This is a genomic window from Brevibacillus parabrevis (assembly GCF_022701015.1).
GTDB classification, from domain to species: domain Bacteria; phylum Bacillota; class Bacilli; order Brevibacillales; family Brevibacillaceae; genus Brevibacillus; species Brevibacillus parabrevis.
Window position 1 is genome coordinate 2,567,754 of the sequence record NZ_CP064090.1, and the last position, 13,725, is coordinate 2,581,478.

Here is a 13,725-nt window from a genome sequence, read left to right on the forward strand (position 1 = left end):
AAGATAGATTCCGAATTATGGTATGTTTGATAAAAGATTGAATTTAGAAAAACATTTCTTGTTGGTCTATTTTTTTATATTGCTGAAGTTTTGGAGGCTATGAAAATGAACAAGTGGAACCATGTGATCTTTGAAAATTGCAGTGAAAAAATCACAATGGATGATATAAAAAAAGTTGAAGCTGCGCTAGGAGTAACTTTCCCCAAGGATTTTACAGAATGCATGCTGGAAAATAATGATGGTTCCCCAGTTCCTTGCGCGTTTGATTATGGCGAAGTGGAAGGGAAAGTGTTTCATACATTTTATAGCTTGAGTGATGCAGTTGGTCATTACTATATACTTGATGCATATAATGCCACCAAGAATTACTTGCCAGAAGGGGTCATTCCGATTGGTTACGATGCTGGCGGTGGTGATATCTGCTTTGACTATACGAATGGAACGCTTTCTGACCCGGTGGTCGTGTACGCTGACCATGAATTTTTGATCTCTGAATCAGATTTAGATGAATCGGATCTGCAAGAGAAAACATTAAATGAATGGCAAAGACAAGCGATCAGCCCACTGGCAGCGAGCTTCAGTGAATTTTTAGCTAAACTCTATAACTATACGATGAAGAATAGTTAACAGGCTGTGTAAGTTTCTTTATTTGCTCGCATACGTCAAACAGATAGAAAAAGCTTCATCCCAGACGCGAAACAAGAGGTGGTCAGGGTGAAGCTTTTTTCTCCTGCCCTACCAACCTTGCTTCCCAAAAAGCAAAGTGCAGCCAACAATCTTTTCCCCTTGCTTTTCTCCCAGCCAAACGATAACATATGATACTGATAACCATTATCAGGATATAATTATGTCCGTCCAAAGAAGGTGAACGATGTGTCCATTGCCAAAGTCATTCGCGAGCGCCGCTCGATTAAAAAGGCTTATAAACCGGATGCCGTACCCGAACAACTCGTACTGGAACTGTTGAATGATGCTGTATACGCACCGAATCACGGTTTGCGCGAGCCATGGCGCTTCTTGTTTGTGCCGACGGAGAACAAGGCCGCTTTTGTAGAGAAACTGATTACAGCCTATCCGGCCGAATCGCACGAGGCGCGCAGAGAAATGTACAACCAGCCGGCTGCTTACTTGATCGTCATCATGAAGGAAGACCCGCGCCAAAAACAGTGGGAGGAAGATTTCAGCGCCGTTTGCGCGTTGATTCAAAACTTTCAGCTGTTGGCCTGGGAGCGCGATTTGGGCGTTGTCTGGAAAACGAACGCGCACAACTGGGACCCGAAGGCTCACCAGCTGCTGGGCGTTGCGCCAGGCGAGAAAATCGTCGGCTTTTTGCACCTGGGCTTTTTCGACCAGGAAGACGTGCCGGAAGCTCGTCCGCGGACGAGAGCAGAAGAAAAGTTTACAAGATTTGAATAGCAGCAGCTATCTTCCTGTTCAGCAAAAGACGTGCAAAGCGAGGCCCACACAGGGTCTCGCTTTTTTGCATGCTGACGAAGCAGTCACCCTTCCCGCGAATAGGCGGCAAAACTATCGCACAACGCTTGCCAGATCACGTCCACATCTTGGCCGACTGTTCGCCAGTTGCTGAAGGCGGCTCGAATTGCCGGTCTTCCTTGATAGTTCGTCGGGGTCATGAACACACGCCCATCCCGACTGAGATGGTCGAGAAACCGAGTGATGTCATTCATAGTCAGTGGTTCTTCCGCACGCGTTTTCCTTTTCAGCGAAAAGCACACGATATTCAGCCTGACGGGCGCGAGCAGTTCGAAGCTGTCGCTGCCCGCGATTTTTTCGCCCAACAGCCGGGCTGCCTCGGCGTTTGACTCCACGATTTCTTTGTACCCAGCGCGTCCGTAAGCCTGCAAGCTGAACCAGGCGGGGAGGGCGCGGAAACGCCGGGAGTTTTCCGGAGTGAGATGAGCAAATTCGGGTTGGGCGATTGCGCTGCCCAAATACGCGGCGTTATTTTGGAAAACGTCTACCTGGAGCGACTTGTGCCGCGTGAACTGCATGGCGGAGTCGTACGGGACATTGAGCCATTTGTGCGCGTCGATGGTGATGGAGTCAGCGTGCTCCAAGCCGTTTACGAGATGGCTGAAGCGAGGGGAGCATGCCGCGAACCCGCCAAAAGCAGCGTCGACATGCAGCCAGAAAGCATAGTCGCTTTTCAGCCGGGCGATGGCCGCAAGATCGTCGTAGTCGACCGTGTTGACGGTTCCGGCATTGGCTACGACCACGCACGGCTCGTTGCGATGTTCCTCCAAAAAAGCGCGCAGCGCAGCGATGTCGATTGCTTCCCGGTTCGGCTGGCACGGGATCAAGTGCATGCTTTTTCTGCCGATGCCGAGCATGGAGAGAGATTTATAGATGCTGGAATGCGGAGCGCCACTGGCGATTTTGAGCGGAGGCAACTGGTACAGGCCATCGTTTGCCACGTCCACCCCTTGCTTGCGGGCAGCCCACTGCCTGGCTTGGGCCAGACCAACGAAATTCGCCATCGTCGCGCCGCTGACAAATGCTCCGCTGAAATCGTCCGGGAGCAGGAATAGCTCTCTGAGCATGGCGATCGTCTCCAGCTCCACGTAACCTGCGATCGAATCGGAAATCCCGGACAGATTCTGGTCGTAGACGCTGACGAGCCAGTCGCCCGCGATGGAAGCCGGGGTCGCCCCGCCTGTGACGAATCCGAGGTAACGCGGCCCGGCACTTGCGCTCAACTTTTTCGCATACAGCTGCTGAAACCGTTCCAATGCCTGCAAGCCCCCGCGGCCATCTGACGGCAACGACTCCACCGCTTCCGTTTTCGCTTGCGCAGCGACTGGCCGCTCTTCCAGTCCGGCAAAAAACTGGAGCGATTCCTGCACCACCCGATTCAAAAGGGCCGCCAAATCCTGCTGATCTGCTTGCATTTTGCTGACCATTGCCATCCACTCCCTCATCTTTTCTTCCAGTAAAGCAAACCGTTGTTATAACAGTACAGCTCGTGGTAAAACAGTTGGTAAGTAAGGAGGGGAACGGATGCATATTTCATTGGACAAAACCGGGAAAGAATCGTTGACCGTCCAAATCGCCCAAGCCGTGATCGAACGGATTAGCTCCGTGATATACGAGGCGGGCGAGCTGTTGCCGTCTGTGCGCAAGCTGGCAAAAGAAATCGGGGTCAGCGTGTTGACGGTCATTCGCGCCTATAAAATCGTCGAGGAAAAAGGCTATGCCGTGACGCTGCATGGCAAGGGAACATACGTCAGGCGGCTGGAAAAAGCGGCTCCACCCGCTGCCAGTCACGACTACGAGTGGCAAGAGTCGTATTACGATTACGTGGGAAGGTCGATTTTCGGGCAGCAGACGCCGCGCGGGAGCCGCCTGCTTTTTCCTTTTCACTCTGCGACCTTGTCAAAAGAAGAGCACCTTCCGTTCGAAGCGCTGCAAAAGGCAACCGCTTTGGCAGCGCGTGATCCGCATACTTTTGCCGAATATTCCTCTCCACTCGGCGATCTGCCGCTGCGCGAGCATTTGGCGCATGCTTTTCAGCAAAGAGGCATACGCGTTACGGAAAGCGAGCTGATGGTGACGACGGGCTGCCAGCAAGGGATTGACCTCGTGGCTCGCACCTTCGCAGGGCCGGGCGACATCGTCATGGTGGAATCTCCGACGTACCCTGCTGCTTTGGATGCGTTTCGCTCGCGAGGGGCGACGATTTTGCCGATTCCTTGCGACAGCAGCGGAATCCGCATCGATCTGCTGACACGGATGTTCGACCAGCGGCCGCCCAAGCTGATCTACGTGATTCCGACCGGGCAAAATCCAACCGGAAAAATCATGAGCGAGCAGACGCGGAGAAGTTTGCTTGCGCTGGCTGAAAGTTTTCACTGCCTGATCGTCGAGGATGATCCGTGGTCAGAGCTGCATTATACGGCAAACATACCGCCAAGCATTTGCAGCATGGATCAAAACGGGCATGTCATCTATTTGAAAGGCTACAGCAAAGTGATTGCGCCTGGCTTGCGCATCGGCTGTCTGGTTGCCAGAGGGTCTGTCTTTTTGCGGCTGGCCAATGTCAAAGCGATCGCGGATTTGGCGACGCCGCTGTTCAATCAGCGCAGCTTCTATCATTTGTTGCAAACTGTATCAGACGAGCGTTACTTCGAGTCGGTTCGCGCCAAGATGAAGCGAAAAAAAGAGCGGGTGGACAAGCTTTTGCGGCAGCATGGCGGAGCCTCGCTCACATGGGAAGCGCCGCAGGCTGGCCCTAATTTTTGGCTGCAAACGAGTGCGAATACAGAGGCGCTGTCGCTTCTCGCCAAGCCGCACGGTCTGTCTTTTTTGCCGGGGGCAGCCTGTTTTACCGATTTGTCAGGAGGCGGGCATATCCGGATCGGCTTCGGCTCGGTCCCGGACGACAAGCTGGAGGAAGGCATTGCGCTTTTGTGCAGACTGATCGAAAAACAAAGAAAGGAACTGTACGAACCGGATGTGTTGTCATAAACCATCCTGCTCCTGGCAGTTCCTCTCTCCGGTCTTTTATTTAGGCTGATTGCTCAGATGCTCGTGAATCAGCTTCCACTCGCCGTCTGCTGTCTTCGTAAACACGTTGGTGGCGCGGCCGCTTCCGGTGACGAACTGGCCGTTGTAGTAGCCCTCGTACTGGTACGTGTACAGACAGGTCGCACAATGCTGGTCTACCGCGATCCATTGCACATCGACAGCGGAATACACTTCTTCCTTGATCACATTCCAGGCATTCTCGAAGTAACGGCCGATTTCTTCAAGCGATGTGCAGGTCTTGTCCGAGAACCAGTAGACGGCATGTGGGTGCAAGACTTTTTCCACCTGGGAAAAGTCGTGTGTGTTCGTAGCGGCGATGTACTGTTCAAGCGCTTTTTGATAACCCATGGCGAAAATGACCTCCACAACAAAATTCAGGGAATTGTTCAACTATTATGTATTGTAGCGGATTTGGGAAAGGGGCACCAGCCCGCGAAAAAGCCACGAAAAAAAGCCCGCCCGATCTAGAAGGGGGCTATTCGGGCGGTAATGGAGGACGTAATGTCCATCGTAGGGTCTGACAATACCATCATAGACCGGACATGTTAAGGGAGAGTAGAGCCAGCATGAAGCATTTGTTAATTTTAGGCGAAAAGCGGGCGAGAAGGGCAAGCACCCGTTTTTTTTATTTTGCGAGTCAACTAGACAGGCATCCATGCGGACAGAGTTAGGTTGTCATAAGCTGAAAGGAAGCGCTGGCTTCTTTGCGAGTTTACGAGGCCAGTTTTGCTTGATGACGTGAGAAGAGAGGAGAGAAAAGCCATGGGATGCAGGCGCGGTGGTGGTTTCGGCTTCGGAGGTGGCGGGTTTTTTTGGATCATCCTCATCATTCTTCTGGTCACTTCTTTCTGGGATGACTAAGCACGGATAGACGTTAGCAAAAAAGACTCTGCCCGCTTTACTGCGCTGGCAGAGTCTTTTGCTTTACGCTTTCAGGTGCTGCAAAAACTGGCGAGTGCGCTCCTCGCGCGGCTGGGCGAACAGCTTGGCAGGAGTGTCGCGCTCCACGATTACGCCCTGATCCATGAAAATGACTTCGTCCGCCACCTCGCGGGCAAATCCCATCTCATGCGTGACGACGACCATCGTCATGCCTTCCTGGGCCAGCTCCTTCATGACCTTCAATACTTCGCCGACCAGCTCGGGATCGAGGGCGGAAGTCGGCTCGTCGAACAGCATGACTTGCGGGTCCATCGCCAGGGCGCGGGCGATTCCCACGCGCTGCTGCTGGCCGCCGGAAAGCTGCGCCGGGTAATGATCCAGCTTGTCTCCGAGACCTACTTTGGACAACAGCTTGGCTGCTTTCGCCCGCGCGCTGTCCTTGTCTGCCTTTTTGACAGTCACGGGACCTTCCATGACGTTTTCCAGCGCGGTCATATGCGGGAACAAATTGTAGCTTTGAAACACCATGCCTGTCTGTTTGCGCAGTCGCGGGATGCTTGAACGATCAACCTTTTGCGAAAAGTCGAGCTTGACTTCGCCGATCTGCACGCTGCCGCTGGTCGGTACTTCCAGTGCGTTCAGGCAGCGCAGCAGCGTCGTTTTCCCGGAGCCGGAAGGGCCGATGATGACGACGACCTTGCCTTTTTCCACCGTCAGCGAAATTCCTTTTAACACTTGCAAGTTGTGAAACTGTTTATGCAAATCCGTGATGGTAATCATCTGCGTTCACCTGCTTTTTAGACGTAGCGGTCCAGCTTGTTTTCGATCCGGTCTTGAATAAAGGAAAGGACAAAGCAAATCATCCAGTAGATGAGCGCGGCTTCCGAGTAGACAAGCAACGGCTCATAGGTCGAGGCGACGATTTCCTGTGCTTTGCGAAACATCTCGGGAACGAGAATGGCTGCGGCGAGCGACGTATCCTTGACCAGACTGATAAACGAGTTGGACAGAGGGGGAACCGAAACGCGCGCTGCCTGCGGCAACACGACCCGGCGCAACGCTTGCCAGTACGTCATCCCGAGAGAGTAGGCGGCTTCCCACTGTCCTTTGTGAATGGACAGAATCGCGGCGCGCACGACCTCGGAGGAATAGGCGCCGACGCTGAGCGAGAAGCCGATGACGGCCGAAGGAAACGGATCGATCATGATTCCTACGCTCGGCAAACCGAAGAAAATGATGAAAAGCTGCACCAACAGCGGCGTTCCACGGATGAGCGATACATAAAAACGGGCAAGGCCAACCAGCGGCTTGATGCCGGACAGGCGGGCCAATGCGGTCAAAACAGCGAGAATCAGGCCAAAGAAAAAGGAAACGATGGCAAGCGTCAAAGAATAGAGCAAGGCTCCTTTCAGCAGAGGCAGAAAGGAGCTTTGCGCGATATCGATCCATCGGTTCAGGCGTTCCGGGTTGTCAAAGAAGTTACTTAGAAACATCTGCACCAAACCATTTCTCGGAAATTTTTGCGAGTGTACCGTCTTTCGTCATGTCATCCAGCGCTTTGTTGAACGCTTCAACCAGCTCTGTGCTGCCTTTGCGGAAGAGGAACCCGTTTGTCGCTACATTCGGATCTTTGGCGACGATTTTGATTGGCGTATCAGGCTTTTGCTTCAGGAAGTCAAGCAAGGAAAGACCGTCGTTGATCGTAATGTCGACGCGCTTGGAAGTCAAAAGGTCGATCGCCTGGTTGAAGCCCTCTACTCCGACGATTTCCGCTCCGTTTTTCTTCGCGATGTCGGTGAGGTTGCTCGTCAGCGTTTGCGCTGCTTTCAAGCCTTTAATATCTTCAAAGCCTTTTACCGTCGTGTTGTCCTTGTGAGTGACGAGCACCGCTGTCGATACGGTATACGGATTGGAGAAGTCGTATTTTTCCTGGCGGTCAGGGCGGATTCCGACCTGATTCGCTACGACGTCAAAGCGCTTGGAATCCAGTCCCGCGAACATGGCGTCCCACTGTGTCTCCTGGAACACTGGCTCAACGCCAAGGCGTTTGGCGACTTCGGTTACGACTTCGACGTCATATCCGGTCAGCTTGCCGGATTGATCGTGAAAGGTGAAGGGGGAGTAAGTACCCTCGGTACCAATCAAAATTTTTCCGTCCGCTTTGACTTTTTCCAGCAAGTTTTGCTCTTTTTTCTCTTCGCTGGCAGCTGGAGCAGGCGAAGCGTTGTTTTGTGGCGCCTGAGAGGAAGAGGAGCCGCAACCGGCCAAGGCGACCAGCAAAGCAGATGTGAGAACGGAAAACAATAGTTTTTTCATAAATGAAACCCCCACTAAACCGATATGATTTTTGTTAGGAACATACTAAAAGGGACAGACAATTTTGTCAATGAATGTTTACTTCGTGATATCTTCGCTGAACCATTTTTCCGAAATCGCCTTCAACGTGCCGTCTTTTTTCATCTCATCCAGCACCTTGTCAATCTCGGCGACCAGTTCTGTGCTGCCTTTGCGGAACAGGAAGGCGGTTGGCTGGCCTTTGTCGTTTTTAGTGACGATTTGGATTGGCGTATCCGGTTTTTGCTTCAAAAAGTCGAGCACGGACAAGTTGTCGTTGATAGCGACATCGACGCGTTTTTGCGCGATCAGGTCAATCGCCTGGTTGAAGTTGTCGACAGCGACGATCTCTGCCCCGTTCGAGCGGGCGAGGTCTGCGTAGTTGCTGGTCATGGACTGCCCGGCTTTCAAACCTTTGATGCCTGCAAAACTTTTTAGCGTCGTATTGTCTTTGTGCGCGACGAGAACAGCGCGCGAGATCGTGTACGGCTGGGAAAAATCGTATTTTTCCTGACGGTCAGGGCGTATCCCTACCTGGTTGGCAACCACGTCAAAGCGCTTGGAATCCAGACCCGCAAACATGGCGTCCCATTGCGTTTCCTGGAAAACAGGCTCTACACCGAGCCGTTTGGCAACCTCGCTTACGACCTCCACGTCGTATCCGGTCAGTTTGCCGGACTGATCGTGGTATGTAAACGGCGAGTAAGTGCCTTCTGTCCCGATGACGAGCTTTTTCTCCGCTTTTACTTTTTCCAGCAAGTTTTGCGAAGCAGCCGGCGGTGTAGCGCTATCGGTTTGGGAAGGGGCGCCAGAGCTGCTGCAACCAACGATTCCTACCAACAGACAAGAGAGCAAAGTAGAGAAAACGACTTTTTTCATGATGATTAAATCCCCTTTATGCTGATCGAATTTCATGGATTCATAGTAGTAGCCTCATCGGTCTTTGTCAATCATAAAAATATTTATTCCGATTTGTTTACTGTGAATTTCTTGGCCTGCAAACGGTTCCTTTCTCAGGATTCTCCAATTGCCCTATCGCTATGTGCAGGAGCGTCAGAGGGCTTGCAAGTAGTGGTTGAGGTTGTGGGGGCAGATAGCGTACAATAAGTACGACCTTGGGCGTTTGCCCATTTTTTCGGACGAAACATCTTGATGCTTTGGGACAAAGACAACCATGAATGGATAAAAGGAGTCAATCAGCATGTTAAACGACTGGCGTATGTATACCGATGGCAGTGGAACGGAGCAGAAGCATGTAGCCTGGCACGAAGTATTGAAGGAAATCGCGCAGTTGAATGGCGAGAATCGCACGCTGGTGCATGCCGCATACGGTGACCACGTGGATTTGGTGGTGGCTGGCGGCAACAACGGCAAAGTGCTTGTCCAGTGGAAAGAGCACGAGCCAGGCGAGCAGCATTTTGTGCTGACGAATGGCGAGCAGAACGCGGTGATGGCATCGCTCGTGATTGAAGGCAGCGAAGCGGTGTTCCCGCTCTCCTGGTGCGTTCCGCTCGAACAAGCTGTTCCGCTTTGCGGGGATGTTTTGCGGACATGCGATAAAGGCGAGCCGGCAAATTTGCAATGGCTCCCGATCGAAATGTAAGCGGGGGACGGTGCGATGGAATTTCAGACGTTGCAGCAATCCGTACTCATCATGGCCGTCATCATCGGCATCGGTAGCCTGATCGGTTACCGACAGCCGTTGACGGCCGATTCGCGGCAGCTCGTCATTACGATCATTATCAACGTGGCGATGCCCTGCATCATTTTGGACGGGATTTTTCAAACCCAGATCGATAACCAGCTTTTGGTGCAAATTTTTGCAATATTCGTCATTTCGATTGTGTTGAACTGTTTGGGCATCCTGCTCGGCTGGGCAGGAGCGAGGACATTGCCGTTGCCTGCCAAAAAGCGCAGGGAAATCGCGATCTTGTCTGGCCTCGGCAACACGGGCTTTATCGGTCTGCCGCTGTGCGCAGCGCTGTTCGGGCCAAAAGGTGCGCTCCTGGCTGCCATTTTTGACGCTGGCGTCGACGTCGTGCTGTGGACAGTCGGGGTCATGATGCTCCAGGAAAAAGGCTCGTTTTCGCTCAAAGGGCTGAAAACGCTGATCAACATCCCGATGATTGCCATCGTGTTCGGGCTTGGTTCCGCGCTGATCGGCTTTGCCCCGCCTGAGCCAGTCAAGCACCTGTTTGGCACGCTGGCCAAACTGGCTTCGCCGCTCGCCATGATGTATATCGGGATGCTGCTCCCGCTGTTTTTGCGCAGCAAGCCGCAAGTATCATTGCCGCTGCTTGGCATGCCGCTTGCTTTCAAGCTGTTTGTCTTTCCGCTTTTGACGGCGCTGCTGCTCTCCGTGTTTTCGCTGGACAGCGATATCGTCAGTGTGACATTGGTACAGGTGGCCATGCCGACTTTGACGCTCGCCTCGATTTTGTTTGGACGCTACAAGGCAGATGAGGAAATGGGCGCGATGACGACCGTCTTTTCGACGTTGCTGGCGCTTTTGACGATTCCGGCTGTTGTGCTGATGAGCAACTGGCTGTTGCACTAATTTGTTTTTTCCATGGACAACCGGTCTGCTTCCTGGTCAGGCCGGTTGTTCTTTTCGTGGCAAGAGCACTGAAACGAATAAGACCTGAGGTAAGTCTAACAAGATAGAAGATAGAATGAATCCCGGCAAAAAGGAATGGAGGAACGAAGATGAACAAAAAAGCATGGCTGATTGCAGCCCTCAGCCTCCAGCTTGTGTCCGTCTACTCGGTGGCGGCAGCGACAAGCGGGAGCCAGGCACAGACGGCAACGATTTCCGTAGATGGAAAAGCGGCGGCTTTGCAAAAACAGGCCGTTTTGCATCAGCAAAAAACGTACGTACTGGCCCAAGATGCAGCGAGCATCCTGAAAGCGAAGTGGACGCTGCAAGGACAAACAGGACAGATGAAAGTCGGCAACTATACGATCGCCTACCAGCTGGATTCCGGAGCGGTGACGGTTGACGGCAAGGCGGTTCAAGGTGGCGAAGCAGCGCTGCTTCGCGGCAAAGACGTGTATGTGCCGCTGAGGTGGCTAGTGGAGCAGGCAGGCCAAAAGATTGCTTGGAATCCCGAGAAAAGGGCGGTGGAAATTGTGTCATCCGGACAAAATGATTCGTTCGTCCTCGTGGATGAAAAGCAGTTGACCGAAGCAGAGCAGGAGTTCGTCGAGTCCGTCAAAGGCAAGCAAGGCATTCACCAACAGGGAGACTTGTACGTGATCGCGCGCGGCCAATCTCCTCACCCCGGTTACGGCCTGCAAGTCACGAAGGTGCAGCAGAGCTGGGAGCAGCTTTTGGTCTACGTGAAATTGACAGAGCCAGTTCCAGGGATGATGTATCCGCAAGTGATCACCTATCCGTACTTGACGGCAAAAGTGAAGCTCCCGCCGTACAACACGATTGTGTTCATCGATGCCGATACGAACAAACCTTTGTTTGAAGGGACGCAAAGCAACCAATAAGCAGCCGTTTCTTTTGCTGACTGCCCCTTGTTTTTCGCTCGCAGCTGTACTATGATGGTGGATAAGATTTACCTAATCCTTGGGAATGGAGGTGTGTGTACGTGTTCGGAACCGTTCAGGCGTGGTTTGTGGTAGAAACTTCCAGTATGACGCATGATTTTTCTTTCAACGGGACCAGTCTGCCCATTTTTGCGCATACAACTGAACGAAGTTTCCATAGGCGTACCATGCATCGACCAGGGACGGTTTGTTCTTGTCAATAATGGGTGACTGATTCGGGCAGCATTTTTGGCTGACGATATCTTCCCCTCGCGATGCCGCAGGTAATGGCCTGCGGCTTTTTTGCGTCCATTTTTGCCTTTTGGCAGACAGATGGCATATGGGGGCAAAAATCGCCGGGGCCGGCCAGGAAAGACCATTATGTTGAACCGTACCACATACCAGGGAGGAAAAAATCATGATTATCGTCGCAACTACCCAATTACAAAAATCGTACGGAGCCGATCCGGTTTTGCAAAATATTACGTTGGAAATAAAAGCGGGCGAGCGGGTAGGAATCGTCGGCCCAAACGGTGCGGGCAAGACGACCTTGTTCAAACTGCTGGCAGGCATCGAAAGTCCGGACTCAGGCGAGCTGTACCGGGCAAAAGGAACGGTGTGGGCGTATTTGCCGCAATCCCCGCAGTATCCGCAGGAGTGGACGGGGCGAGATGTGGTGGCGAGCGCTTTTGCTGAAGTTCGCCACATTCAGGAGCAGATGCGCGAGCTGGAAAGCCAGATGGCGCTGCTCTACGAGGACGAAGCGGCGTTGCATCGGCTGATGCAGCGTTACCAGAAGTTGCAAGACGAATTTGAGCAGCAGGATGGCTACCAGTGGGAGACGCGTATGACTCAGGTCGTGCAAGGATTGGGAGTAAGCGAAGAGCTGCTCGCTACGCCGTTTGCCCAACTGAGCGGAGGGGAGAAAACGAAGGCGGGGCTTGCCAAGCTTTTGTGCCAAAAGAGCGATGTCCTGCTGCTGGATGAGCCGACGAACCATCTGGACGTGGAGTCGATGGAGTGGCTGGAGCAATTTTTGCAGAGCTATCCGGGAACGGTGCTGATTATTTCCCACGACCGCTATTTCCTGGATGCAGTCGTTACTTCTGTCTACCATGTGGACGGCGGGGAAGCGGAGTTTTACATCGGAAACTACAGCGCCTTTGCCACCGAGCGGGAGGAGCGTTTGCTGCGGCAGTTTGCCGCCTACCAGGAGCAGCAGAAAAAGATTAAAAAAATGAAAGAGACGATCAAGCGGCTAAAAGAGTGGGGCAATCGCTCCAATCCGCCAAACGAGGCGTTTCACCGTCGGGCGAAAAGCATGGAAAAAGCGCTGGCCCGGATCGAACGCATCGAGCGGCCGAAAATGGAAGCGGACCGGATGGGGCTGCAATTCAAAAAGACAGACCGCAGCGGCCAGGACGTGCTGATCGTAACAGACGTGCACAAGACGTACGGAGGAAAGCAGCTGTTTGCAGACGCCAGCTTGCTGCTTCGTTTCGGGGAGCGCAAAGCACTGCTCGGGCCAAACGGCTGCGGGAAGTCCACGTTGATCCGCATGCTTTTGGGAGAGACAGAGCCGGATGCAGGCAGGCTCGCAATCGGCAGCAGCGTCAAAGTCGGCTATCTCTCGCAGCAAGCGTTGGAAGGGGATCAAAACCAGCGGCTGATCGAAGCGTTCCGCGATGTCGCGAAAGTGACGGAAGCAGAGGCGAGACATTTGCTGGCGAAGTTTCTGTTTTACGGCGAGCATGTGTTCAAAAAGGTCAGCCAGCTGAGCGGTGGCGAGCGAATGCGTTTGCGCCTGGCCCAGTTGATGCATCAGGACATCAACCTGCTCATTCTCGACGAACCGACGAACCATCTCGATATTGAAGCGCGGGAAACGCTGGAGGAAGCGCTCGCCGATTTCCACGGCTCGCTGTTTATTGTTTCCCACGACCGCTATTTTCTGCAAAAAATGGTAGACGGCGTTTTCTGGGTGGAAGACAAGCGGATCGTGCATGACGTAGGCACGTATGAAGAGGCGAGAACCAAGCAAAAGGAACGTTCGCAGAAGAGGGCGGACAGACTTGCGGGGGAAGCAAAAGCCAAGCCAGCAGCAAAGCCAAAGCCGCCAGAGCCTAAGCGGGAAGTGGTAGCCACAGAAGCAGCGCCAAAACGCCCGAACACTTACAAGCTGTCTGAGCTGGAACAGCGAATTGCCAAGCTGGAAGAGAAAAAGGCGAGCTTGACCGGGCTGCTTTCCCAAGCAGAGACGGACTATCAGCAACTGGCTGCGTGGCAAACAGAAATCGAGCACGTCCAGCAAGAAATCGATGACTGCTACGTCGCCTGGGTGAGCATGCAGGAAGTGTAAGGCAGGCGGCAAGTGCGTCGATTTGGAAAAGGTTAGAGACTATGTTCATAAAAAAGGCAGCAACAGTC

Annotated in this window: 13 protein-coding genes; 7 read left to right on the forward strand and 6 right to left on the reverse strand. The window is 53.0% G+C overall.

The features are described 5' to 3' along the window. Window positions 1-105: 105 nt before the first annotated feature. Window positions 106-627, forward strand: a complete 522-nt coding sequence (locus IRJ17_RS12170; protein ID WP_122963891.1) for an SMI1/KNR4 family protein — start codon at window positions 106-108, stop codon at window positions 625-627. A gap of 246 nt (window positions 628-873) precedes the next feature. Further along, window positions 874-1,416, forward strand: coding sequence for a nitroreductase family protein (locus IRJ17_RS12175; RefSeq protein ID WP_122963892.1), 543 nt, complete (start codon window positions 874-876; stop codon window positions 1,414-1,416). 83 nt (window positions 1,417-1,499) lie between these two features. On the opposite strand, the gene IRJ17_RS12180 is transcribed toward IRJ17_RS12175, so the two are convergent. Further along, complete coding sequence (locus tag IRJ17_RS12180; RefSeq protein WP_242774861.1) at window positions 1,500-2,927, reverse strand: pyridoxal phosphate-dependent decarboxylase family protein; 1,428 nt, start codon at window positions 2,925-2,927, stop codon at window positions 1,500-1,502. Window positions 2,928-3,018: 91 nt separating this feature from the next. Between IRJ17_RS12180 and IRJ17_RS12185 the strand changes: the two genes are divergently transcribed. Further along, on the forward strand, window positions 3,019-4,485 hold the full coding sequence (locus IRJ17_RS12185; protein WP_242774863.1) for an aminotransferase-like domain-containing protein: 1,467 nt from the start codon (window positions 3,019-3,021) through the stop codon (window positions 4,483-4,485). 36 nt (window positions 4,486-4,521) lie between these two features. Here the strand turns inward: IRJ17_RS12185 and IRJ17_RS12190 are convergent, their stop codons facing one another. The 5 genes from IRJ17_RS12190 to IRJ17_RS12210 all read right to left on the reverse strand — a co-directional run bounded on the left by IRJ17_RS12190 (window position 4,522) and on the right by IRJ17_RS12210 (window position 8,640). Next, the gene (locus IRJ17_RS12190) at window positions 4,522-4,893 is read right to left on the reverse strand and encodes a YybH family protein (RefSeq protein WP_242774865.1); all 372 of its coding nucleotides are present in this window, start codon (window positions 4,891-4,893) and stop codon (window positions 4,522-4,524) included. Between the two features lie 576 nt (window positions 4,894-5,469). Continuing rightward, window positions 5,470-6,207 (reverse strand): amino acid ABC transporter ATP-binding protein, encoded by a 738-nt coding sequence (locus IRJ17_RS12195; protein WP_122963895.1) that lies wholly within the window; start codon window positions 6,205-6,207, stop codon window positions 5,470-5,472. Between the two features lie 17 nt (window positions 6,208-6,224). Then, window positions 6,225-6,920, reverse strand: coding sequence for an amino acid ABC transporter permease (locus IRJ17_RS12200; protein WP_122963896.1), 696 nt, complete (start codon window positions 6,918-6,920; stop codon window positions 6,225-6,227). Further along, entirely contained in the window at window positions 6,907-7,743 is an 837-nt protein-coding gene (locus tag IRJ17_RS12205; RefSeq protein WP_173596836.1) for an amino acid ABC transporter substrate-binding protein, read from the reverse strand. Before IRJ17_RS12205 ends, IRJ17_RS12200 begins: the two co-directional genes overlap by 14 nt. Before the next feature lie 78 nt (window positions 7,744-7,821). Continuing rightward, window positions 7,822-8,640, reverse strand: coding sequence for an amino acid ABC transporter substrate-binding protein (locus tag IRJ17_RS12210; protein WP_242774868.1), 819 nt, complete (start codon window positions 8,638-8,640; stop codon window positions 7,822-7,824). A 322-nt stretch (window positions 8,641-8,962) separates the two neighbouring features. Here IRJ17_RS12210 and IRJ17_RS12215 point away from each other — a divergent pair, with 322 nt between their 5' ends. The 4 genes from IRJ17_RS12215 (at window position 8,963) to abc-f (ending at window position 13,657) form a co-directional block, all read left to right on the forward strand. Next, window positions 8,963-9,364: a hypothetical protein gene (locus tag IRJ17_RS12215; RefSeq protein WP_122963899.1), complete on the forward strand. Its 402-nt coding sequence runs from the start codon at window positions 8,963-8,965 to the stop codon at window positions 9,362-9,364. Window positions 9,365-9,379: 15 nt separating this feature from the next. Beyond that, on the forward strand, window positions 9,380-10,318 hold the full coding sequence (locus IRJ17_RS12220; RefSeq protein ID WP_122963900.1) for an AEC family transporter: 939 nt from the start codon (window positions 9,380-9,382) through the stop codon (window positions 10,316-10,318). Between the two features lie 149 nt (window positions 10,319-10,467). Further along, complete coding sequence (locus IRJ17_RS12225) at window positions 10,468-11,259, forward strand: stalk domain-containing protein (RefSeq protein WP_242774871.1); 792 nt, start codon at window positions 10,468-10,470, stop codon at window positions 11,257-11,259. 457 nt (window positions 11,260-11,716) lie between these two features. Next, a complete protein-coding gene (gene abc-f / locus IRJ17_RS12230) occupies window positions 11,717-13,657 on the forward strand; it encodes a ribosomal protection-like ABC-F family protein (protein ID WP_242774873.1) in 1,941 nt (646 codons plus the stop codon). The last annotated feature ends 68 nt before the right edge of the window (window positions 13,658-13,725 follow it).

Coding starts and splice junctions, on each gene's coding strand:
- IRJ17_RS12195 (WP_122963895.1), bottom strand. CDS start 6,207: ATGATTACCATCACGGATTTGCATAAACAGTTTCACAACTTGCAAGTG.
- abc-f (WP_242774873.1), top strand. CDS start 11,717: ATGATTATCGTCGCAACTACCCAATTACAAAAATCGTACGGAGCCGAT.
- IRJ17_RS12180 (WP_242774861.1), bottom strand. CDS start 2,927: ATGGCAATGGTCAGCAAAATGCAAGCAGATCAGCAGGATTTGGCGGCC.
- IRJ17_RS12185 (WP_242774863.1), top strand. CDS start 3,019: ATGCATATTTCATTGGACAAAACCGGGAAAGAATCGTTGACCGTCCAA.
- IRJ17_RS12210 (WP_242774868.1), bottom strand. CDS start 8,640: ATGAAAAAAGTCGTTTTCTCTACTTTGCTCTCTTGTCTGTTGGTAGGA.
- IRJ17_RS12220 (WP_122963900.1), top strand. CDS start 9,380: ATGGAATTTCAGACGTTGCAGCAATCCGTACTCATCATGGCCGTCATC.
- IRJ17_RS12170 (WP_122963891.1), top strand. CDS start 106: ATGAACAAGTGGAACCATGTGATCTTTGAAAATTGCAGTGAAAAAATC.
- IRJ17_RS12190 (WP_242774865.1), bottom strand. CDS start 4,893: ATGGGTTATCAAAAAGCGCTTGAACAGTACATCGCCGCTACGAACACA.
- IRJ17_RS12205 (WP_173596836.1), bottom strand. CDS start 7,743: ATGAAAAAACTATTGTTTTCCGTTCTCACATCTGCTTTGCTGGTCGCC.
- IRJ17_RS12215 (WP_122963899.1), top strand. CDS start 8,963: ATGTTAAACGACTGGCGTATGTATACCGATGGCAGTGGAACGGAGCAG.
- IRJ17_RS12225 (WP_242774871.1), top strand. CDS start 10,468: ATGAACAAAAAAGCATGGCTGATTGCAGCCCTCAGCCTCCAGCTTGTG.
- IRJ17_RS12200 (WP_122963896.1), bottom strand. CDS start 6,920: ATGTTTCTAAGTAACTTCTTTGACAACCCGGAACGCCTGAACCGATGG.